We start from the raw sequence: 23195 nt of genomic DNA, 5'->3' as shown, positions 1-23195 counted from the left end.
CCAGGCGCCGGGCCTGGGTGCGGGCCGGCATTAATGTTGCGGTCGGGCCAGCAACGGTTCGTGACTCAAACCAATCGCTTGCGACACAGCCGACACGATCTGACCGGCATCCACATGGCCGGTGTGGCCGGCCAGATACTGGTTCAGCAGCGCAAAACTCTGGCTTGCCGAGGACGCCATGCCGGTCGCAATCGGATGGTCCGCCGCAGCAATCGACTGCGGCGTGGTCGTTGCCAGAGTGCTGGTGGCCGGGTCAAAATGCTGTTGGAGCAGCGCAAAGCCCCGGCTTGCCAAGGACCCCGTATTCGCAGCGGTCGCCTGCGGATGAACCGCAGTGTCGATCGTCAGTGGCGGCGTCGGCGTCACGGCCCTCGTGGTGGTATCACCATGCTGATGATCCATCGCGATGTGGTGGTGGTGCTGGTGGTGGTGCTGGTGCTGGTGGTGGTGGTGGTGGTGGTGCTGGTGGTGCTGGTGGTGGTGATGAACCGCGGAGCCGATCGTGTGTGGCGACGTCGGCATCGCGGCCGTCGTGGTGGTGGTAGCAGCATGCTGCTGGTCCGTCGCGACGTGGTGCTGTTGCGACGACGTGGTGGTCGTGACGGCCGTGGGTCGAGGATCGGTCACGGTGATGGTCTGCGGCGAAGCAGTTGAAACTGCGCCGGTTGACGGATCCTTCGCACTTGCCGTTAGGCTAAGTGTCGCAACCGGATGGCCGCCGCCGCGATAGCTCGATGTCAGCTCCAATCCGCTGTCGACCTGCGCGGCCGTCAACGTGATGTTATTTCCGCGGAATGTTTGACCATCGAGCTTGTCAGTGATCGATTCATATTTCGGCAACCCTGTGATGTTCACCGTCACGAGATCGTTTGAATCGGTCGTTGTCACCTTGGCCCCAAGATCCACTGTGCCGCCTCTCCCGCCCACCGTGAGCGAGTGATCCGCAATGGTGAGGACCGGCCTGGTCACTGACGGTATCGAGGGTGGCGTCGTCGGGCCCGATGCGGTAGGGCTACCCGAGGACGTGGTGCCGGAGGAAGTGGTGCCAGTTGGATCGGTGACAGTGGTGCTACCCGACGACGTGGAGCCGGTGGTGCTGCCCGACGATGTCGTGCCACCGGAAGTCGAGGTAGTAGTGCCCGACGATGTCGTGCCACCGGAAGTCGAGGTAGTAGTGCCCGACGTTGTCGGGGTGCCGCCCGTGATCTCCTCCAGCATTGGCGCGATCGACCCCATGTCGTGCGACAAGGCGTTTATCGTCGTGCTGTTATAGGCATTTGCCTGAACGCGGATGGCAGCACCGCCCGAACCAGCGACATCGACTACATAGGCGCCGTATTTCTGCATCGCGCGGAATACCTCCTGCCCGAGAGCTGACAGCCCGCTTGGCATCGGTGTATTGGGCGAGATCGCCAGGTGATCACCCTCTTGAACGATGCCGGTGCTGGAGCCGCCATCGGAGGCGATGGCACTGCCCGTAAATCCCGACTTCACAAGGCTCCCATCGACCGTGAGCTGGAGCGCGTGATTGATCGTGCCTGTGTCGGTCTCGGCCTGGACCAGAAGCCCGCCGAGTTCGCTCGAACCTGAGGCCGTGATCCCCGCGCTCAGGAATGGTGAGCGCGTGCCCCAGCCGGTACCTGTCACGACATTCGATTCGCCGTACGCCTTGGCCGTCGCGGTCGTCGCGCCTGTTCGATTGAACTGCCAAAAATTGTAGGCGATATCGCCATCGACGACGACGAGCTCGCCGTCTGTGCCGGTCGCACCATTGGCGGCGGTTGGCATGTGAACACTGACCGTCCCGCCCGGCCAACCCCAGGTCGCGGGAACGCTGACTTGAACGACAGGATCGGTCGACGAGGCGACGTAAACCGAGGGCGAATAGCTGCTCCAAGACGCCCCGTAATTATAGCCCGTCGATGGATACCAATTGAGGTGGGTATAGGTCGCATTGCTGTTGACCGGCGTGTTCCACGAAGACGTCGCCGCAAACGGTGAGGTCGCCAAGTTGAAAGTCAAGGTGGCACTCCTTTAGTTGGGTAAACAAAATTCCACTGCCGCGCACTGAAGTGCACGACATATCGCATGCTCGCACGCCGCGAGCAGATTCCAACGCAACACAGTGTTCGACCGCGAGCGCATTTCGGCGCAACCAGTCTCGAACCGCGAGCGGATTCAAAGCAGTGGGAAATTTTGGAAGCTGGCCCCCCCGACTGCTAGGTCGGGTGGTTAATTAGGAAGTATGGCAAAAAAAATTTCAAAATGTGATTTATGCGCGCACATATGTGGAAGCAATACCTGCCCCAAGTGTGGCCGGGATAGCAACATCTGGTAGGTGAGCACCTCAGTCTTCTTTGGTTCAGAAGCAGGCGTCAGAGGTTGGATCGGCTGTCGGCACGACGGCCCCCGCAAGAGAGATGAACCGCGCGTGCGCAGCGGCGGAGAGCCGCGCGACAACACGATTGATTGAGTCTGAATCGCGCGCCGTGTGCCGGACTACTGAACGCCAGCGGCATCATTCGTTGATTGCTACATTGGGGAGCGGCGTCAGCCGCGCGTGCGAGCCTTGCGACCTCGGTCAAACCAGACCGGCGGTGCTATCCGTGATATGTGGAGGATTGCAATCCAAATGGGCGAGCCACGCTCTGTTTCGCGTGCGTCTACAACCGTCATCGAACGAGCTTGAGCAAGCGTGGATGCAGTTCTTTCTGTAGGGCAGCTGCTGGTCGAACTGCCACGAGATCATGAAAGGCTTTCATTTCGGAAAAATCGTCAACTCGCACCAAGCGCATCTTTAGAGGGTGCCGCTTCAAACCTAACAGATAAAATCCTAGATCCCTAACCTCATCATACAACTGCCTTTGATTGTGAGCCGCCTCGAAGATCAAAAACACAAGATTTCGTTGCGAGAGCAGCCAAGGCATAATCTTGGGTTCAGAACCTTCTATGTCCAGTTTTGCGCCGAATGGTCGACCACGTACCAATGGATCGACATAGGTGTCGACTGCGCGAACCTCACATACTTCCTGATGGTCAAAAGTCGGGGTTGTCCCGTGCTGAGCGAACGTAGCCCTTCCGGAGTGATGGTCGGGAGACCGAAGCGAGAGAGTGGCATCACGGTCCAAAAGTCCGACGCGATGCAGGGTAACGTTTGTGTAGTGCCCCGCCTTGATGGCGAGCTCGACGGAGTTCGATATCCTTCTTTGAGGCTCAAAAAGGTGGACGGCCCCGGTTGGCCCCACCACATGCGATGCCGAGAGTCCGATCGTTGAATAGTTCGCGCCGATGTCCAGGAAGACATCTCCTGGCCTTAAAAGGGCAACCGCCGTCTGCTGGACCTTCGGATCATTGGTCCCAAACAGGTATAAAATGCGGCCATGATAGTCATTCATAGCTACATTAATAGGCGCACCGTCATGCAAAGTGGCGAACGCGTTTGACGGCGCACTCTTGAATAGGAGATTCATCGCCGGATTAAAGGCTAGCGGTGTTAGCCCGCTAACTATCGGAAGCCTGCGGTATATGCCCGAAATCAGATCGATCGCAAGCATGCTCATGGGGTGATCTTTCATGCGAACTGGATTTAGAACAGAGCGGGTGATCCGTCCGGATCAACCTCGTTGTCGATCGTTCGGAGGAGCTCCTTAAGCCGCGTTCGCGCCCGATAGATACGGCTTCGGATTGTCGCCACCCTGATTCCGCAGATTACCGCAGCCTCTTCGTTCCGAAGTCCCAAGCCGCCGACGAGCATAAGCACTTCCTGCTGATTGGGAGGAAGCGTCGCAAGTGCCGCGAGGAATTCGTCCAATGCTATCCGGGCGTCCTGCTCGGGAAGCGATCTTAGCGTGTCCGCGTAATGACCCGTTGTGTCCTCCACTTCCCGGCGATGCTTACGAGCCTCGGATAGATACTGATTGCGCAGGATGGTGGTCAACCAGCCGCGCAGGTTTGTGCCAGGCTGGAAGGAATTGATATTAGTGAGAGCACGCAGCAGGGTTTCCTGCACCAGATCGTCGGCGCGGTCGATGTTGCGGCAAAGGGACATCGCGAAGGCACGCAAGCCCGGGATGGCCGCCAGAATTTCGTCCCGCGTCGATGATGCAAGGGACGGCCGACTTCGTCCAGAGTCCGGATCGCGAAGCACGGGCCGCTCCTGTCGTTCGCAATCATAGTCCGACGGCAGGTTTTCAGAGCCAGCCCGAAGATTGATGCGTGATCGAGTCCCGCGCCGGCGGCTCGGCGTCCAACGCGCTGATTTACTGGAAGCGGTCAAAGTTGCTGGTTGGGTCGTGACGCGGGTCTCGCGACGAGCATCCATATTGCTTTACTCCATTGCATAGTAAGGCTAGATCGTCGGGTGCTCGAAAGCAGCCTGGGACCCCTTTGTACCATGCCGATTTTCGCTGTGCTTTGCCGCCACTCGCGAATTCGGTGGTACTCAGAGTGGATACGTCATCCCGAGTAGGGCCCTGGACTGCGCGAAGGCACTGCGGCGCCCCCAAGGGTGAGCCGCCAGAACCACTCCATCCCGAGTGACTGCACCCAGCGCGGACTCGCTTGATGAAACCTGCCAACACGTCAAAGCTGCCGCCCACGCCCACGACAAAGATGCGAGGCATTGGCCGTGATCACAGTACGCGAGGTGCGTGGGCCCGAGCAGAAGTCAAGGCACCGAGCCACCGCAGCGTCCATTGTCACGGCGTCGAAGGAGAGACCGAGCAGCTCGGCCGCTGCCGTGCGTTTCAACACCTATCGTCTTCCATTGATTGGACTGAATAAACCTCAGCCAAGAGCGCGGCCTCGACGATCTAGAGCGATTGCGAAGAGCATGTCAGGTTGGGATCGCATCGTCTTTAGTGAAAAATATCCGCAGTGCCGGACCGCACATGCAAGTACGAAAAGCAACTAGGCGGACGAAAATGCAGGGTACTGCGTCCGGGGTACTTCCTCCATTCTCCCTTCCGCGACGACGATAATCGATCCATTCGAATTCGCCATGCCTCCTCGGCGTGATTGGAGCTTTTACAATTTGCGGGATTCCCGCCACGCGTCGATCCCGGCGTCGTTCAAAGCGCTTATCCGACGTCGGCATGGTCAGTGCTCGACGACGTCGACAATCGCCGGCCTCTCCATATTGGATGGCCTGCGGTTATACAACGCGCGCAAGTGAAGGCTTGTCTGGTGAAGCTTGTGCGCGCGAGAAAAGCATTCTGGATAACGCCATGCTAGGGCGCTCGATCGTCCGCCACATGAGGTAGGCAACGCCTATACAGGCGGCTATCGAAACGCACCAGATGACGACCTCTGCAAGGGAACCGTCGCCAATCAGCCGTTTCCCAATCGGAAGGTCGCACCGGTTATTGGGTTGTGGATCAGGTAAAGCGAATACGATATGGTGCCCAAAAATTGTAACCATTGCCAGTTGAGGTACGTCGTCAGCCGACTTAATGCGGCCCTTACTGCGAATGATTGCTCCTGCTGTTACGCAGCTCGCCAGGAGGCCGAACAAGGTGCGTAGCATCAAGAATGGATCGATCGGCCAGCCGCTGGTCATTGAGACCGGCAGTTTCCGGAGTTGCTGTTTGACGGCATCGATCCGGTCTGTGCCGCGGACCGCGCGGCGAGATGGTCACATCATTGAACGCGCTCGAGCAAAGGTGTAAGCTTGAGGAGATCGTGCCGGAGGCGAGCTATCGTTTGCTCGTCGTACGCGTTCGCCTGGGCGCGCAGGTTGGTTACTCCGCCCGCGACGTCTACGACGAAGGCGCCGAATTTCTGGTAAGCGCGGAATACCTTCTGGCCCAGGGGTGACAAGTCGCTTGGCATGTTGATATTCGGCGGAATAGCCAGTCGATCCCCTTCCTGGATAATCCCGGTGGGATTCGTGCCATCCGATGCGATCGCTTCGCCGCTATGGCCTGGTTTGGCGAGCGACCTTTCAATCGAGATTTGCAGTGCGTGCTCGATCTCGCCGCTGTCCGTCTCGGCTTGGACAAGAAGACCGGCCAGTTGGCTCGACCCCGCAGCCGTGATCCCCGCACCTCGGCGTCGCTCTCCCCAGCCGCTGTCCTTCAGAAGGTTTGCCGCGCCATACGATTGAGCTGCGGCGAGATGCACGCCCTGTCGCTTGAATTGCCAGAAATTATGAATGACTTCACCTTCGATCACGAGCAGTTCACCGTCCGTACCGGCGGCGCCACTGGCCTCAAGCGGCATTCGGACGTGGATTAAACCGCCCACGTAACCCCAACCGGGCGGGTAGGCTACCGATACCAGGGGATCCGAGGCCGAACCCTGGCGGATCGATGGAGAATAGCTCTCCCATGCCACGCTGTAATTGTATCCATTCGGCGCGGGCCAGTTGAGCTTGGTAAATGCCGCGTCGGCCCCGACCGGCCTGTTCCAGGACGATGACGGCGAAAATGGCCGCTGTCCGAGGACAAATCCGCCCCGCGATAGTGACACCACAGGAGAAAATCCCGCCGTCATGACGCACAAGCATACCGCCCCCAGGGCGACGACGCCGGCTAGGGGCCGCGCGGCGCGCACGCGGTTGGAGCAAGCCTCGCGATCCGACCAAACCCTCATGACCTTTCCGTTCGGATCCAGTCCAGTGGGCGTCTGGTAAGGAAGTGAACCAAAGTGGGCACCTTTAACGCACAATAGACCGGTACGGCCAGCAAGTCGCGTGGCGACACGATATCTCGGGCAGCTCGCCACCACGCGAGCGCGATGCCGCAGCCAAACAGAACTGCCGACAACGAGGCGATTACGAACAGCATCGCGTGAGCAGTTGCGACAAGCCAAGCAAAGCCGACGCACAATGCGGCACCCAGGAGCAAGGTGAAAAGCGCCAACGGCGGGACGGAAAGGTCAAGCGCAAAAAGGGCCAGCGAAGCGCTCCGGCGTGACACCGCGTGCGCCAGGAGCCGCGGGACGTAGTCTCTGATCATCGCCAGATGTCCAAGCTCCCATCGCAGCCGCTGTCGCTGCTCTGCATTCCTTCCAGCCGGAAACCAACTCGTCACCTGCGCATCGCAGCAGAAGATTGGCGCCTTCCCGGCAAGCGCCAGTTCGACGCCCAGCTTTTTATCCTCAGCGAGGTGGCCGGTCGCGAGATCGACCGTGCTGATCACCGACCAGGGAAAAGCCATGCCCGTACCCATCAACTGGCACGGCAAGCCGAGCCAGCGCGACCCAAGCGGCCGCAGTCCGGTCGTCACGCGCCATGCAAACTGCGCGATGCGTTGGAGCGACCCGGCCGACGGTGGAAACAGCACGACATTGCTGGCCTGCACCGGGTTGCCGGAGGCGAGACTGAGCCGCGCAAGACTGTCGAGCGTGCCGGCACTGACCACGCAATCGGCATCGACGAACACGACCACATCCGGCGGATCGGTTCGTGCCAGGAACCGTACGCCGCAATCCAAGGCATAACCTTTGCCGACGCGCATCGTATCTCGCCGCTCGATCACCTCGGCGCCCAACCTCATCGCCAGGCGTGCGGTATCGTCGGTACAATTGTCGGCGACTACGAGCAAACGCCCGGCCGGAGGCAACTGCGCCCTGATCGACTGGATTGCGCGCCCGATGACGGCGCTTTCATCGTGAGCCGGCACGACCACCGCAATGCGGGGACAATTCGCGATGGAGATGGGCTCGGGCGCGCTAAATTTTGATGCCGATATTTGGGCAAACAGCAGCAACGCCTGCATCAAGATCAGCAACGCCAGCAGTACTAGCAGTGAATTAGCTAATTCAAACATGATTCTGGTCAACCCTCCGACTCGAAATTAATGCGCGGTGTTGCCCCCACGTTGCGGCCGCATTGTTCCCTTTGCGGCAGATTGCATGCCCCACGACGCACGGGATGAAGTGTCGGATCGATCGATAGGCCGTGCGGATTGACGCACTGAGAGCCGTTCGTCGTTTCAATGCGAGAGCCACGAGATCAAATACGCAACCTGGTGCGCATTTCGCCCCACGCCGGCCGCCTGCATGCAGAGCGAACGTCATGCCCTTCGGGCGCGTTTATAGGGCCCGGTGATCTTTTCGGCAGGCGGATATCGGGGCCAACATCACGGAATCGGTCCCTTGGACACTACAATTCGGCCTGTGCCACGGCTGGCAGCGATTTCCCGCAATCGGAACGGACACGCTTCTTTTGGGGCCGCCACGGCGGCAAGCATGCGCCCACGTGAACGGTTTACGTGGAGAGACGGACACGGCGGAGAAAATGCGGAAACGCATGGAATGCAATCTCAATTATATAATCGACTTTCAGGCGCATAGTGGGACAGGGCATGAAGTTGTGCTATTTCGTTTCCGCCTATCCTGCGGTCTCGCATAGCTTCATTCGACGGGAAATCGTCGAGCTCGAAGCCAATGGTGAGATCGAAGTCTTGCGGGTATCTGTTAGAAGGAATCTACCGGGGCGTTCGCGCGAGGTCGTGGATCCGGCAGACCTGAGGGAGAAGGCGCGGACCAGGTACATTCTCGACGAAAGCGCCTTGGCCTTAGTCTATGCGCTCGTGTCCCCGCTGATACACAGACCCGCGGCGCTATTCAGTGCGGTTCGTGGTGCGCTGAGGATGATGCGCCGCTCTAACCGTCCAATCTTCTTCCATTTCGCTTATCTCATGGAAGCTTTGGTTCTCGCCCGGTGGGCGCTCGAACAGCGGGTCAGCCACCTTCACGCGCATTTCGGGAACAATGGCGCTGAAGTTGTGATGCTCGCACACCTCGCGTCCGGCATTCCCTACAGCTTTACGGTTCATGGCCCCGACGAATTCGACCGGCCCGAGTACATTGGGCTATCTGAGAAGGTCAAGCATGCCGCGTTCGTCTGCGCCATAAGTTCGTTCACGATCAGCCAGATCTGTCGCTGGGTTCCCGCCGCGGAGTGGCGGAAGATCAAGCTGGTGCGTTGCGGGCTCGATGCCCCTTTCTGGTCACCCTCTGCGCCCGTCAAGCTCTCGAGCACCCAACTCGTCAGCGTCGGTCGTCTGTGTGAGCAGAAGGGGCAGCTGATCCTGCTCGATGCGCTTGCCGCACTGTCTCGCGAAGGCCTGCGTTTCGAGATGACGATCGTTGGCGATGGGCCGTTGCGGCCAGCGCTCGAGCGACGAATCCAGGAACTCGGTCTGGAGGGGCAAGTCGCCATCACCGGCTGGCTCTCGAACACCCAGGTTCGCGAGCGGATCCTGGGTGCGAGGGCGCTGGTTCTTCCCAGTTTCGCAGAAGGCTTGCCGGTCGTTCTCATGGAAGCCGCGGCGCTCAGCAGGCCCGTCATTGCGACTTATGTCGCAGGCATCCCAGAGCTTGTGCTTGATCGGGTAAGCGGCTGGCTCGTTCCGGCAGGCCACGTGGGCCGGCTGCGGGACGCAATAAGGGAATGCCTGATTGCGCCGGATTCCCGCATTCGAGCCATGGGGGAGGCCGCGCGACACCGGGCTATCGAGTTGCACGACATCGTTAACGAGTGCCGTAAGCTGGCGGGTCTCTTCCGCGGCAACGACACGGCAGCTCCATCACCCGCGGATCCGACGTGCATCGCCCCGGTCGATGAAACGTTATCGGTACAACCGGCGACTTTCACATCGGCGTAGATACGATGAACCGATGAGGGCTTTGTGCCGGACGAGGTCGCTCAATGCATGCGAGGGGCACGAGCCGATGACTGACAATGGACGTGAAACGGACGGCGAGGCGGGTGCTTCATGATAGACGTGACGGTGGTCATCCCGACCCATAACCGGCTTCGCCTTCTGCGCGCAGCGATCGCAGCAGTGTTGAATCAAGAGGCGGTCTCTCTGGAGGTCGTCGTGGTCAATGATGGCTCAACCGACGGGACCAGTACCTGGCTCGATCGTCGCGCGGCGCAAGACGCGCGCATCAAGGTTGTTCATCACGAACGGCCGAAGCTCATGTCCGCGGCCCGAAACGCCGGGATAGCTCACGCGTCTGCGCGCTGGGTCGCGTTCTGCGATGATGACGATCTCTGGGCGCCGGACAAGCTTGTCAGTCAGCTTCGCGCCCTGAGCTCGAATGCGGCTGGGTGGGCCTGCACCGGCCTGGTCGCGGTCAACGACGGGCTAGAGATCATCGGGCATCATCGCGTAAGAGGTGGGCAGGTTCTTTCGGAGCTGCTGCAAGAAAATACCATCCCCAGCGGCTCTTCGGTGATTGCGGACCTGAATCTCATCCGGCGGGTGGGCGGTTTCGACCCGACGCTCCAGGGTTCCGAAGACTGGGATTTGTGGATCAGGTTGGCCCAGCATTCGCAGCTGGTAGCGGTCGATCGCCCTTTGCTCGCCTATCGACTGGGACTATCGTCGATGTCGATGGACGTCGAGCGCATGCGTACGGGCCGTGCGATCATCGTCGACCGGTACGCTCCAATAGCTGCACAGCAAGGGGTAAGCTCGACCGAGGTGACGCACGAGCGCTACCTCGCCAAGCAATTGTTGCGCGCCGGATCAGGGCAAGGAGCGGCCTCGATCTTCGCATCGCTTGTCGTTAAGCACCGACTATGGCGGGAGCTGCCACGCGTACCAGCAGCGCTGATTGCACCTCGCTGGACTGATCGTCTCGGTACCGCGCGAGCGGCCGCCGCCGTGCCCGCGGACTGGAAGAACGAAGCGGAGGATTGGCTGAGGTCTATGCGAACGGCGGGCGAGCGAACCCGGCCAGATCATCGGGGCTGGCATGACAACCAGCGATCCGGAACGTTGCAATGATGACCGACACCGCCGGCCTCGATTGTCCCGCCAAAACGGCGCTTGCGCCGCTCTCCTTCACAGCAACGTCCATTCGGTCGGGCAACGTGGAAACGTTGTTGCGATGGGTCGTGTTCGCCATCCTGCTTACGCGTTCCGTCTGCGATCCGATATTTGGGCTGTCGTCCACGGACCTTGGAGGATCCACTATTAGCTTCGGCGCGGTCGTCAATGTTCTGGTTATCGCGATCGCGCTTCTGTACATGGTGCGGCGCCCGTCGACGGTGCCGTTCGCGATCTTCGCGATGTGGGCGCCCTTTCTGATAGTCACCTTCGGCGCAACACTCTACACGCCACAATTCACGTCCGCGGCGAAACTGGCGGTCGGTATTCTCTCGAATTGGGCGATGTTCGTCCTGCCGCTATACATGTTTCGGTCGCCGGCCGATCTTCGGCGGTTCGTGCTGTTGATCTTCGCTTCGTCCATCGTTCCATCCGGCTATGGCGTTTGGGAGATCTTGATGGGAGGTTCCTACGCCGACGATTTTCGCCTGGCGAGCACGTTTACGCACCCCAACATCTTCGCGTTTTATCTGGTGCTGTTGATCGGATTGGCGCTTTTCGTTTTGGCATCGCCGTCCGGCCGCTGGCCGCGCGGCGAGCGTTGTCTGATCGCATTGTACATGCTGGTCCTAATTCTCCTTCTCGTATTCACAAAGACCCGCGGCGCGTGGGCAGCAGGCGGCCTCACGCTTCTGTTTTATGCCGTGTGGCTGGATCGGCGGCTTCTGGTCGGGTTCATTGCCTTGCCGCTGTTGCTCGTTACGCCGACGCCCATCTCAGACCGGCTGTCTGATCTGGGGAACGGCCAGGAGATCGAGAGCCTCAAACAGCTCAATGCCAACTCGCAGTTCAATTCGGCCGCCTGGCGCGAAGCGTTGTGGCGATCCGCCATTCCATCGATCGTCGAACAGCCGATCCTCGGCCATGGGCTGGATTCGTTCCGAACGTCGACACCCGAGTTCTTTCCGCTTGCCGATCCTGCGGGGATCGACGCCCATAACCTGTATCTGCAGCTCCTCTTCGAGATGGGCATTGTCGGCCTGGCTGCGTACCTCTGGTTGCTCGGTTCGGCCGCGCGATGGATCCTAGAGGGTCTGCGATACGACCCGAACGCAATCGCGGTGGCCCTGAGCATTCTGGCTGCCTATGCGCTCGAGTCGTCCGCCGACAACATGATCTATTACCTGGCTTTCAACTGGTATTTCATGTTTGCGCTGGGAACAATCGGCGCGTGGATCGAATACCACAAGCGCACGGACCGCGGCCGCCGGCCGCGCCGCCACGTTGGGGGGATAAGCATCGATGCACATGCGCGTGACAAATTACCGCCCTTTGAGCCACGACCTCGTCGATGGATTTCAGCCTGGCATCGCGCCGCGGCCGAAGGTGTTTTTCGGACTGAGCAGTATTGGCCGACACAAGCGATTACTGTTGCTGAGCTGCGTTTTGTTCGTTGCGGCGTCGCTGATCTATGCAATCGTGAGGCCAGTGACCTTTACGGCAGCGGTCCAGCTGCTGGTCTACGACCGGCAGGTTGCGACGGGTTCGCTGGCGGTGATCTTGCCTGGCAGCGTCGACATTCCGCTGCTACAAAACCAGGTCGAGCTGCTTGGTTCGAGGGCGGTCTTGGCAAGAGCCATCGATGCATTGAACCTGACTAAGGATCCCGAATTTTCTTCTCGCGGCGGCGGCGTTCTTCAATTTTTGAAGGCTCTGATCTTCTCGCAGCCGGCCTCGCTGGTGGATGAGCAAGGTCTGACGTTTGGGGTCACGCTCGAGGCCCTGCGCCGCAACCTGACCATCAGGCAATCCGGGGCAAGTCACCTCGTCGGGGTGAGCTTCAAGGCCTCCGATCCTCAGAAGGCGGTTCGCATCGTGGATCAAATCACCCGCTCTTACCTGGAAGAGCGAATCCACGTTTTCGACGAAAGGCCTACGCTGCGCGAGCTGCATCAAGGGCTTGGGCCGATCGCCACCGTAATTTCCCGGGCGAAGGCACCGATCAGGCCAGACGGCCTCCCCATAGGGGCGCTTCTTGTCGGCGCAGCGCTGCTTGGCCTCGGCGTCGGCGCGGCCGGAGCGGTGCTCCGGGACGTTCTGGACAACACAATTCATACGCCCGAGGAGCTGGAACATTGTGTAGGTCTGGAATGCATCAGTGTGCTTCCTCGCCTGGGTAGCGAGAAGCGCGTCCGGGGGCCGGAGCAGGGGCCCCCGCCCGGCCAGGCTGTGCCGTTCGAACAGGCCTCCATACCGGCCGGCTTCGATCCGGCAATACTGGCTGGAGCTCTGCGGCGCGTCGCGGCAGTCATCCAGGATAACCCGCTCCAGAATCTGCAGAGTCTGGCTGTCACCTCGTCAGTGCCGTTGGAAGGCACTTCGACTGTCGCGTTTCATTTTGCGAAGCTCGCTTCGCGTGCAGGACGGCGCGTCTTGCTTATCGACGCCAGCTGCCAGCAGAGTGATACCGATGCAGGCACGACGATGCAGAGTGTGAACACCGGTTCTGCCGGTTCTAACGATAGCAAGCCCGTTCCCGAAGGGGGCGTCGCATTGAACGAACAAGCGAGTTTGCGTGTTGTCCGGCTCGGCGCGCCGTCCGATGCAGATCGTTGGTACGACTGGGGGCGCCTAAAAGATCTGGTTCGCGAGGCGACGGGTTCGGGCGAACTCGTGATCGTGGACCTGCCGTCGCTTGCCTCCGGTGCCGATGTGCGGGCTGCCTCTGATGCGGTCGACGGATTGCTGCTGGTCGTGAAGTGGGGCGCGACCGATTCCGATCTTCTCCGTCAGGCGGTTCGCTCTTCCGGCGAGGCGCGCGCCAAATTCGTCGGAGCCGTGCTCAATATGGCCGACGAGCGGACGATCGGGAGGTATGGAGATCCGGCGCCCGCTCCCATGGATTTGGCGGCAACAGTGCAGGCAGACGCGCCGCGCCCCGCTGACGCGGGCGGTTATTGGGACGACGGCGGAAAAATCGGGCCAAAGCCGGAAATGGAGAACGTCTCCGCGCGTTAACTGGTTGGATCATCGACGCCAGCGACGGCGTTTCATGCTACGAAGGGCTACAGGAATGCTGGAAGAGACTCGACCGCTCATGCCGACGCGCGGTGTTGAGGACGATAACCGCGAGCCGGTCGGGCCAGATCGTCTATTCGGCATGGCAAGTCTTCTGCGCCGACGGAAGATGCTGACGCTCTGGGCGGCCGCATGCTTTGCGCTTGGGATCCTGTACGCTAGCAAGCCACTAACCTACACCGCTTCCACACAGCTCCTGGTGTACAACAATGAGCTGCACTCCGGCCCGCCGCCGGTCGTTTCTCCGGGGCCAGCGGACATGCCGTTGGTCGAGAATATGATCCAGATTCTCAAATCGCCCGCAACGCTGACCGGCGCGATCGAATCGCTGCAGCCGAGTGAGGCCGCTGAGTTGATCGCCGGCGGGCCGGGTGCGTTCTTGAGCAATTGGCTCACGAGCGGCTCGATAGCGCAAGCAGATGCCAGCCAGCTGGCATTCGATCGCGCGCTTACTTCATTGAGGAGCAACCTTTCCGTTGGGCAGGTCGGATACAGTCACACGGTTCTCGTCAAGTTTACGTGGTCCGATCCGAACGACGCCGCTACCATCTCCAACGCGATTGCCCGAAGCGGCATCCAGGTACTCGGCAAGTCGGACGTAGGGGCGACGGTTCTGGATGAGCGTTTTCAGGGGCTCGGGCCCAGCGCTTACGTCATTTCGGCGGCCGATCCGCCGATCCGGCCCGATGGGCTGTCGCGCAGCAAGACCGTCCTCCTTGTGACGCTCGGAGGGCTCGCAATCGGTGTTGCGCTGGCCCTCGCGTTGGACTTTCGAGACCGGTCGATCCGCACTGCCGAGCAGCTCGAGTATCATCTGGGCATGGAGTGCCTTGAGGTCGTTCCTCGCATGGACCTTGGCACCGCCGACGGAGTGCTCCGCCGCGCGAGCGTAGTCATTCAGTCGGTCCGACGACTGCGCAGCATCGGCGTGACTGCAGCGGCGGCGGGACAGGGGGCGACCACCATGGCGGCAAGGCTCGCTGATCTGATGGCGCTCTCTGGAAGCAAGGTTCTCGTCATCGACAGCGTGGGCGGGAAACGATCGCTCTTACCGGCGAAAGAAGCCGAACAAGGGGGTCTGGTGTGCTCGTTGTCGGAACGACGCTTTGATCTTCGTGCGATCGACGGACCGGACGTTGCCGCCTCTGATATTTCATGGCGGAAGCAGATTGATACTGTCGTCCGCGGAGCGACACCGTCATACGATTTCGTCGTCGTTGACCTGCCGCCCCTTGCATCAGGCCCGCAGGTTAGAATGGCCGCAGAGTGTCTCGACGGTTTGCTGCTCGTTGTTGAGTGGGGAGCACTTGATGCGGAATTGATCCAACGCACGTTGAATCTGTGCGGAGGCGCCCGTACGAAATTTGTCGGAGCGGTTTTGAACATGGCCGACAAGTTCGTGATCGGTAGATACGGGGACAAATTGGCAGGGGCGCAAGCCGCGGCCGCGGGCGGGCGTGTGCCCCTCGATCATGTCATGCAAAACTTCATTCAAGTCAGGTGGTCGAGCAAGATCCGTGAGGTGCTAAAATGAGAAGTTCAGTCCTGGCCAGCAAAGTCTGGCAAAGTGCAGTGGTCCTATTTTGCCTGCTTGGCAGTACCGGCATTGTCGCCGCCGATGACTACGTGCTGCACCCCGACGACAAGCTCAACATCAAGGTGTTCCAGTTTCCGGAGCTGAGCGGAGAATACACAGTCAGTGGAAGTGGCAGCATCTCGATCGCGCCCATAGGGGAGCTACGCGCCGCTGGCTCAACGGCGGTTGAGCTATCGAAGGCGATCTCGGACCGGCTCGTGAAGGCTGGCTTCTCTTCCAAGCCGGGAACAACGGTTGGCGTCGTGCAGTCGCGGCCGATCTATCTGATGGGTGATGTGCAAAAGCCCGGCGAATACCCCTATCGGCACGGCCTGACCGCCTTGCAGGCCATCAGCCTTGCCGGCGGATGGTTTCGAGAAACGGATCTTGGCTCTCTCGTGCGCCTTGGCCGCGAGAACATCTCGATCGGCGGTGATGCGCGCTATCTCATCACTCGCTACTACCAACTGCTCTCCCAACGCGCGCGCCTGAACGCCGAGCTCACGTTGAAAGACGACATGATGGTTCCCGTCGAACTTGTGCGACAGGCCAAGGACGACCCCACCGTGGCGCAACTGCTGCAGCGGGAACGCGCGCTCCTTCGAGTCAATGTGGAGGCCGTGAAGGAACGGGTCAGCAATCTCGAGCAGACGCGCAACCTTTACCAGGAGCAACTCGACACGATCACTCACCAGATTCAAGCGAGCAAGACGCAACGGGAAAGCGTTCAAAATGAGCTCGGCGCGGTAAAGACCCTGTTGAAAGATGGACTTTCGCCCAAGAGTCGTCAGTGGAGCCTAGAACGCATGGATGGGCAGATTGAAATGACGGAACAGGGCTACCAGTCCCTGCTATTGCAGACACGTCAAAACGTGACCCAAATCGACCAGAAAATCCTCGACCTTAAGAACGAGCACGAAACGGCGGTTAATACCCAGTTGCAGCAAAATGTGATGGGTCTGGAGGAGGTTTCGGTCAAGCTTGGTACCAGCCGGAAACTCATGGTGGACGGGCAAGCGCGCAGCAACATCATAAACGCGTCATCGACCAATGTTGTTGATAGCCGCAGGCTGACCGTCACTCGGACGCTGAACGGAAAAACGACGACGATTGAGGCAGACCAGAGCACCGAGCTCCTTCCCGGCGACGTGCTCAACGTGGACCCCCCGGTGGCGTCCGGAAAGGGAGAAGCTTTGGCCCCGCTGGGAGCCGCTTACGAGGGTGCGATGAACCCCAAGCAGCTCGCCACCGCACCGGACGCGCCCGTGTCCAGTACGATCGGCGGGTCGGTCGAGAACGTCGATCAATGCGTGCGACTGATGTTGCAGGATCAAACGCCCGCCGAGCTGGGGCGCGCCGAATGCCTGGCGCTGTTCGACGTCTTGCGGGTCAACGTCGTTGTTCCTGCCGAGCCAACGGGGCCGACAGCCTTGTCGGGCTTTCAAGTGCAGGGGAAAAAGCAATGAATTGCGGCTGTGCGTGGGTCTGCAGCGCGAGCCGGGATCGCACGGGCCAGGTCGACCTGCCACCACCGAAGCCGACATGGTCCAAGGTCTAAAGAGCAGTACTGGCGTCCATGGGATCGCGAATGAACAGGGCGGCTGAAGGCGCAAAATCGCCATCGGCCGCGAAGGCGAGGGCCATCATAGTTCAGCGGCAAGTCGTGGGATCAGTCAGTTCTGCTCCAAAGCGGCAGCAGTTTTTTCTCGGGCCCCATCTCGAACCCGACGGCGTAACAGTGGTTGAGCTGGGCTATGCTGGCATTGCGTAGGAGGGCCGGCGTGCGGCCGCGTGCCCTGCCGAATTGCGCAAGTTGAAAGAGCTGCGATCTCGCCGAAGAGGCGTGGCGACCTCGAATATTGTCACCCTTGGGGAAGAGAAGATGGCGGGAGTACCTCGAAGGCAGTACCCTGCATTTTCGGCCGCCTAGTTGCTTTTCGCACTTCCATGTGCGGTCCGGCGCGGCATATTTGCGCTACAACGCAATCCGATCCAAACCTATCCGATCCCAACCTGGCGTGTCTTCGCTGCCGCGCGAGATCGTTGAGGCTGTTTTGGGGTCGGTACAGCCGCGGCTCGATGCGGCAAAGGAAGAAGATAATGTCGAAAGTCGTTCTTTCCCCAACCGAGCTCAGTGAAGTTGCCGACCGGATCAGATCCCTCCGTCAAGCGGCCACGTTGAACGCGATCGAAATCGGCCGCGAACTGCTTCGCGTGAAGGCGAGCTTGCCTCATGGTGCCTTCGGCAAGTGGGTGGAGATGGAGTGCCAGTTCAAGATCAGAACGGCCCAGGATCTTATGAAACTCGCGCGAGAAGTCGATCCCGAGGCCGAACTGGCGACCCTCATGGTGCCGTCGACCCTTCGCGTCTATCTCTCAAAGAACACACCGCCGGCGGCCCGTCGGTTAGCGAAAACACGACTGCAGAATGGCCAGTGCGTTTCGCGGAAGGATCTCAACGCGTTCGTCTCAAAGGTCGATCGCATTGCAGGACCGGAGCTGCTCAGATCCGGAGACAGCACCGCTGAATCGGAGATTAACCGATCCCGCAAGATCGCTGAGCTTCTCGCCCGGCGCCTTAGTCAGGACGACTATCAGTATCTGATGGATGGAATGACCTGGGGAGTATGGAATCGCGTACTGATCTGGTTGCGTACAGCAACGATCGCGACGCCGGATCGGGCGGGGACGCTTGCACTGCCGCACCAGACGCGCGCTCCCGCGGCGTGAATTCGAGCAAAGCCAGGACTAAGCGCCGCCCCGGATCAGCGCCGTGTTTGGCCCCGAGCGCGACGGAAGCGATAGGGCTGTGTGCCCGAGGAGCTACTCTCGTTCGCCTCACCTGGTGGTCCTCCCTCGCGGCAGCTCATAAGCCAATCGCCAGTATTACAGATGTTCAATGAGCGATGCCGCCGGAAGCGAATGCGTTTGCGTTCTGGCCGCGCAGACGGCACGGCTGCAATCTAGACTCAGTTCGTTACCGAAATACTCACGATTGGGTAGCCACTCAGCTCCGATAACAACCCCTTTTGCTCGTACTTGCCCGACGCGCCTAAGGCTATCGTAACATGAGTAGAAGTGGTGAATTGCGATGAAAATTGCTGTGTTTGGGCTTGGTTATGTCGGCATGACGGCGGCTGCTTGCCTTGCAAAGCAAGGCCACGAGATCCTCGGTGTTGACATCAGCGACGAAAAAGTGGCGATCGTCAATTCCGGAAAGTCGCCAGTCACGGAGCCCGGACTCGACGAGCTTGTAGCACGTGCCGTAAGGAAAGGCTTGCTTAGCGCGACCAAGAATCCGGACCGTCATCTCGACAATTGCGCCATGGCCATAGTCTGCGTGGGAACGCCCAGCGCGCCGGACGGATCTCACAATATGAGCTTTGTCGTCGAGGTTTCTCATCATATCGCAGAATTGGTTGGTCCGGCTCGAGCGACGCCGTTGACTGTCGTATTTCGTTCGACGATGCGTCCCGGTACGATCGAGGAACTGGTGCTCCCGATTTTCGAGGACGCATTGAGAGATCGGATCGGTCAGGTCGAGCTTGTCTACAACCCTGAATTCCTGCGCGAATCAGTGGCGATACAAGATTTCTTCAATCCGCCGAAGATAGTGGTTGGGACCAAGGACGGGCAAAGGTGCACGGCCCTTGACGAGTTGAATGGAAGAATTGACGCGCCGGTCTTTTATACGACGTACCGCGCGGCGGAGATGACAAAATTCGTCGATAATACATTTCACGCCCTGAAGATTGCCTTTGCCAACGAGGTTGGCCGCGTTTGCGACAGGCTTGGTATCAGTGCGGTGACTGTTCACAAGATATTCACCTCTGACACGAAGCTCAACATCTCACCCTACTACTTGAGGCCAGGCGGCGCATTCGGCGGCTCATGTCTGCCAAAAGACGTTCGCGCGCTCCAATACATCGCGAGCGATGTCGGAGCACATACTCACCTTGTCGATTCGCTTCTAAGGTCGAATGACGCGCACAAGAACTTTCTGTTTGAGAACTGCTTGAAAGCGGTTCCGGCGGGGGGGCAGGTGCTCATGTTGGGCCTCGCCTTCAAAGAGAACAGCGACGACCTTCGCGAAAGTCCTAATATCGACTTGGCTCGAAAATTCCTTCAATCGAGCATTCATCTGTCGATCTATGATCCGCACGTCGAGCCATCCAAATTGCTGGGTCAGAATCTCGGCTATGCGTTCTCGAATCTTCCGGCCCTCCGCAAGCTGCTGGTCGCAAAGTCGGTCGCCGAGTCGGAACTGTTCGATCTCGTCGTCGACACGAGAGGATGGGCGAAGAGCATGGCGTTACGCAGCAAATGGATCATTGATGTTAACACGCTTTCATAACGATCGTGGCGCGAGCCACAAGCCACGCAAGTCGGCCGGCGTGAAGGGCGAGTTTTACGAATTGACCCGTTCGGATGTCGCTTCTGAGGGATCGGCTGGTGTGACGTCGGCTACCCGATCCGGTATCAAGGGTTCGGTTCGCCGCAGGGTGCTCATTATCGTCGAAAATCTTCCAGTGCCGTTCGATCGCCGGGTATGGTCGGAGGCCACCACTCTTTCGCGGCACGGCTATCAAGTAACTATAATCTGTCCCAAGGGACCGCAAGCGACGGCCTCATTTGAAATCATCGATGGGATAGCCGTTTACCGCCACTGGTTGCCGAGAGAGGGGCATGGGCTGCTGGGGTATCTCGCCGAGTACAGCACGGCATTATTTTGGGAGTTCGTCCTCAGTTTGAAAATTCTTGGCCGTCACGGTTTTGATGTAATCCACGCTTGCAATCCGCCCGATCTGATTTTTGCAGTCGCAGCAGTTCATAAGTTTCTGTTCGGGAAGTCGTTCATTTTTGATCATCACGACATCAATCCGGAGCTTTACGAGGCAAAGTTCGGGCGGCGCGGCCTCTTGTGGCGCGCCATGCTACTGTTTGAGCGCTTGACGTTTGCATTAGCCGACGTGTCAATAGCAACAAACCAATCATATCGGACGATCGCCCTTGAACGAGGGCGAATGAAACCGGATCGTGTATTCGTCGTGCGCTCCGGTCCCAACCTTTCGCGCGTGCGGTCGCTACCGCCAGATCCGTCCTGGAAGGGGGGCCGGAAATTCCTTGTCGGGTATGTGGGCGTCATTGGAAAACAGGAAGGGCTCGATCTGCTCCTTGAGTCGATCAAGCATATCCGCCAGGGGCGAAACCGCGATGATGTCCAGTTCGTCATTGTCGGAAGTGGACCAGAACTGGAGGAGGTGAAGAAGCTTGCAACGGCCTTTGAGCTGGACGAAATGGTGACATTCACCGGCCGCGTGGATGATACGACGCTGTTCACAATACTCTCGACTGCGGACGTCTGCGTGAATCCAGATCGCCCCAATCCGATGAACGACAAGTCGACCATGAACAAGATTATGGAGTACATGGCGTTGGGCAAGCCCATTGTCCAATTTGATCTCACCGAAGGGCGTTTTTCCGCTGGCGATGCATCTTTGTATGCAAAAAACGTGGATACTGCGGACTTCGGGGACAAGATACTCGAGCTTGTGGATGATCCTGCACGGCGTGACCGTATGGGTGCGATTGGCCGGAAACGGATCTCCGGCGAACTCGCCTGGGACCACGAGATAATAAAGCTGCATAGTGCTTATGAGAAAGCATTCGGACTGAGAGACTCGTCAGCCCGGCAGCGCCGCTACCGTACTTCAATTGAGCCGACACGATAGCCGCTCTAATGCGTGCGATCTCGATCTCGGGCAACCACGTTCTCAGCCTTTATGACTTTGTTCAATTTGATTGGTGGTCTTGAACCCGCCTTACTCTAGACAGGGCATTGAGTCATGTGCGGGATATTCGGGTGGGTTCTCGGGGCAGCGCAGAGGCGCGATCGCGAGACGCTTGTGAGCCTTACCGACCGGATGTCTCATCGAGGGCCGGACGGCTCGGGCTACTGGCTTCGCGAGACGTCTGATGAGCGATTTCAGATTGGTTTCGGTCATCGCCGGCTTTCGATTATTGACATCGGCGGCGGCGCGCAGCCGATGTCGAGTGAGGATAATCGCTTCACCTTAATCTTCAACGGCGAAATTTATAACTACGTTGAGCTACGACAGCTGCTCGTTGGCCTAGGCCATCGTTTTCGCACAAACTCGGACACAGAGGTGCTTATCGAGGCGTATCGCACCTGGCAACTCGACGCAGTGGGCAAGTTTCGAGGCATGTTCAGCTTTGCCCTGTGGGATGAAGCGGAGCAGCGCCTAATACTAGCCCGCGATGCTTTCGGAAAAAAGCCATTGTTTCTCGCTGAACTGCAAGGCGGTCTTGTCTTTGGCTCGGAGATCGACCCGCTCGTTCAGTTTCCCGGTTTCGAGCGGGCGTTCGACTACGAAGCATTCGGCCACTACCTTCTTAATCGCTATGTTCCAGGGCCTTCCACGTTCTTTCGTGCGGTGAAAAAGCTGCCGCCTGGTCACTACGCCGTATGGCAGGCCGGAACGCTGAAAACGACGCGGTACTTTACGCCACCCCTTGCGACGACAGTGCCGGATATCATGTCAATCGGCGAGGCGATCGACTTGTTCGAACGGACATTCGATGAGGCGGTGCGAATTCGTATGCGTAGCGATGCGCCTTTTGGCGCTTTCCTTTCCGGTGGGATTGACTCGTCGGCGGTCGTGGCAACGATGGTCAAACACAGCACGGAGCCTGTGCGAACGTTCTCGGTAGGATTTCGCGAGGCGGAGTATTCGGAGACTGATCATGCTCGTGTCGTTGCAGGTCGGTTCGGTACGATTCACAACGAACTATTCGTCGAACCCGCCGCCTTCATGTCACATTGGTCGACTGCCGTCTCGCGCCGTGGTGCCCCGGTCAGTGAGGCATCTGATGTCCCAATCTTCATGCTTTCGGAGTTGGCCTCCACCAGCGTGAAGATGGTACTCACGGGCGAAGGTGCCGATGAGTTAATGGGTGGATATCCAAAGCATCGGGCTGAGCGGTGGATAGGTCTGTACCAATGGTTGATGCCGCACCTGTTGCACGAGCGGGTGATCTATCCGATTGTGCGTTCATTGCCTTATGGGATGCGGCGTATGAAGGTCCTTGCATTGGCCGCGGGCGAGCGCGACGTTGTGAGCCGCATGCGAGTATGGTTCGGTGGTCTCTCGGTCCGCGAAAGCGAAGCGATGCTGGGTCGGAACCTATCGGCAACGCCACCCGACCTATTTCCCTATTCGCCGAAGATAGAATCCAACCTGCGGCGTACGTTGTTCTTCGATCAGACCTCTTGGCTTCCGGATAACCTGTTGGAGCGCGGCGATCGGATGATGATGGCCGGCTCGATCGAGGGACGGATGCCATTCATGGATACGGTGCTGGCCAGCGTCGTAGCGCGGTTCCCGGACGAATTTCTCACTGGAGGCAAGGGTGGGAAGAAGGTGCTACGCGCCGCGATGGACAATATTTTACCGCCGGAAATCGTGCGGCGGAAAAAGATCGGCTTCCGTGTGCCGATCGGTGATTGGTTCAGGGGGCCTTACCGTGATTTCCTGCAGGACATGCTGGTGAGCGAAACGTCCCGATTAGCGCAGATGATGAGCGGCCCAAAGCTTCGTACGCTTGCGACAGAGCACCTTAGCGGTCGACAGAACCACGAAAGAATTCTTTGGTCATTGATAAATCTCGAGATCTTCTTGCGTACATTTAAGATAGCAGCATGAGAATAAGAGGCTCTTGACTATCCGAATTGCTCC

Annotated in this window: 14 protein-coding genes and 2 pseudogenes; 11 read left to right on the top strand and 5 right to left on the bottom strand. The window is 59.2% G+C overall.

Annotated features, from left to right (window positions below; translation table 11 throughout):
* Window positions 1-30: 30 nt before the first annotated feature.
* The 5 genes from ACVW16_RS06415 to ACVW16_RS06395 all read right to left on the bottom strand — a co-directional run bounded on the left by ACVW16_RS06415 (window position 31) and on the right by ACVW16_RS06395 (window position 7781).
* Window positions 31-2022: a hypothetical protein gene (locus tag ACVW16_RS06415; protein ID WP_456802316.1), complete on the bottom strand. Its 1992-nt coding sequence runs from the start codon at window positions 2020-2022 to the stop codon at window positions 31-33.
* Between the two features lie 650 nt (window positions 2023-2672).
* Window positions 2673-3560, bottom strand: coding sequence for an FkbM family methyltransferase (locus ACVW16_RS06410; RefSeq protein ID WP_456802315.1), 888 nt, complete (start codon window positions 3558-3560; stop codon window positions 2673-2675).
* Window positions 3561-3586: 26 nt separating this feature from the next.
* A complete protein-coding gene (locus tag ACVW16_RS06405) occupies window positions 3587-4147 on the bottom strand; it encodes a sigma-70 family RNA polymerase sigma factor (protein ID WP_456802314.1) in 561 nt (186 codons plus the stop codon).
* Between the two features lie 1490 nt (window positions 4148-5637).
* Window positions 5638-6492, bottom strand: coding sequence for a hypothetical protein (locus ACVW16_RS06400; RefSeq protein WP_456802313.1), 855 nt, complete (start codon window positions 6490-6492; stop codon window positions 5638-5640).
* A 95-nt stretch (window positions 6493-6587) separates the two neighbouring features.
* The gene (locus ACVW16_RS06395) at window positions 6588-7781 is read right to left on the bottom strand and encodes a glycosyltransferase family 2 protein (RefSeq protein WP_456802312.1); all 1194 of its coding nucleotides are present in this window, start codon (window positions 7779-7781) and stop codon (window positions 6588-6590) included.
* A 525-nt stretch (window positions 7782-8306) separates the two neighbouring features.
* On the opposite strand from ACVW16_RS06395, the gene ACVW16_RS06390 reads away from it, so the two are divergent.
* The 11 genes and pseudogenes from ACVW16_RS06390 (at window position 8307) to asnB (ending at window position 23162) form a co-directional block, all read left to right on the top strand.
* The gene (locus tag ACVW16_RS06390; RefSeq protein ID WP_456802311.1) at window positions 8307-9611 is read left to right on the top strand and encodes a glycosyltransferase; all 1305 of its coding nucleotides are present in this window, start codon (window positions 8307-8309) and stop codon (window positions 9609-9611) included.
* A gap of 111 nt (window positions 9612-9722) precedes the next feature.
* Window positions 9723-10742 carry a glycosyltransferase family 2 protein gene (locus ACVW16_RS06385; RefSeq protein ID WP_456802310.1) on the top strand — a complete coding sequence of 340 codons (1020 nt, stop codon included), beginning with the start codon at window positions 9723-9725 and terminating at the stop codon, window positions 10740-10742.
* A pseudogene (locus tag ACVW16_RS06380) lies at window positions 10739-11827 on the top strand (O-antigen ligase family protein); the annotation flags it as partial. The gene ACVW16_RS06385 and the pseudogene ACVW16_RS06380, both read left to right, overlap by 4 nt.
* Window positions 11828-12086: 259 nt before the next feature.
* Window positions 12087-12371, top strand: a pseudogene (locus ACVW16_RS06375) (hypothetical protein); the annotation flags it as partial.
* 39 nt (window positions 12372-12410) lie between these two features.
* Complete coding sequence (locus ACVW16_RS06370; RefSeq protein ID WP_456802634.1) at window positions 12411-13802, top strand: hypothetical protein; 1392 nt, start codon at window positions 12411-12413, stop codon at window positions 13800-13802.
* Between the two features lie 55 nt (window positions 13803-13857).
* Window positions 13858-15396, top strand: coding sequence for a hypothetical protein (locus ACVW16_RS06365; RefSeq protein WP_456802309.1), 1539 nt, complete (start codon window positions 13858-13860; stop codon window positions 15394-15396).
* Window positions 15393-16904: a polysaccharide biosynthesis/export family protein gene (locus ACVW16_RS06360; RefSeq protein ID WP_456802308.1), complete on the top strand. Its 1512-nt coding sequence runs from the start codon at window positions 15393-15395 to the stop codon at window positions 16902-16904. Before ACVW16_RS06365 ends, ACVW16_RS06360 begins: the two co-directional genes overlap by 4 nt.
* A 634-nt stretch (window positions 16905-17538) precedes the next feature.
* On the top strand, window positions 17539-18168 hold the full coding sequence (locus ACVW16_RS06355; RefSeq protein WP_456802307.1) for a DUF3102 domain-containing protein: 630 nt from the start codon (window positions 17539-17541) through the stop codon (window positions 18166-18168).
* A 361-nt stretch (window positions 18169-18529) separates the two neighbouring features.
* Window positions 18530-19792: a nucleotide sugar dehydrogenase gene (locus ACVW16_RS06350; protein WP_456802306.1), complete on the top strand. Its 1263-nt coding sequence runs from the start codon at window positions 18530-18532 to the stop codon at window positions 19790-19792.
* A complete protein-coding gene (locus ACVW16_RS06345) occupies window positions 19773-21170 on the top strand; it encodes a glycosyltransferase family 4 protein (protein ID WP_456802305.1) in 1398 nt (465 codons plus the stop codon). The genes ACVW16_RS06350 and ACVW16_RS06345 overlap by 20 nt, the downstream gene beginning before the upstream one ends.
* A 114-nt stretch (window positions 21171-21284) precedes the next feature.
* The gene (gene asnB, locus ACVW16_RS06340) at window positions 21285-23162 is read left to right on the top strand and encodes an asparagine synthase (glutamine-hydrolyzing) (protein ID WP_456802304.1); all 1878 of its coding nucleotides are present in this window, start codon (window positions 21285-21287) and stop codon (window positions 23160-23162) included.
* Window positions 23163-23195: the final 33 nt, after the last annotated feature.

The organism is Bradyrhizobium sp. USDA 4474 (assembly GCF_054057515.1).
This window is presented reverse-complemented; position numbering and strand designations above follow the sequence as displayed.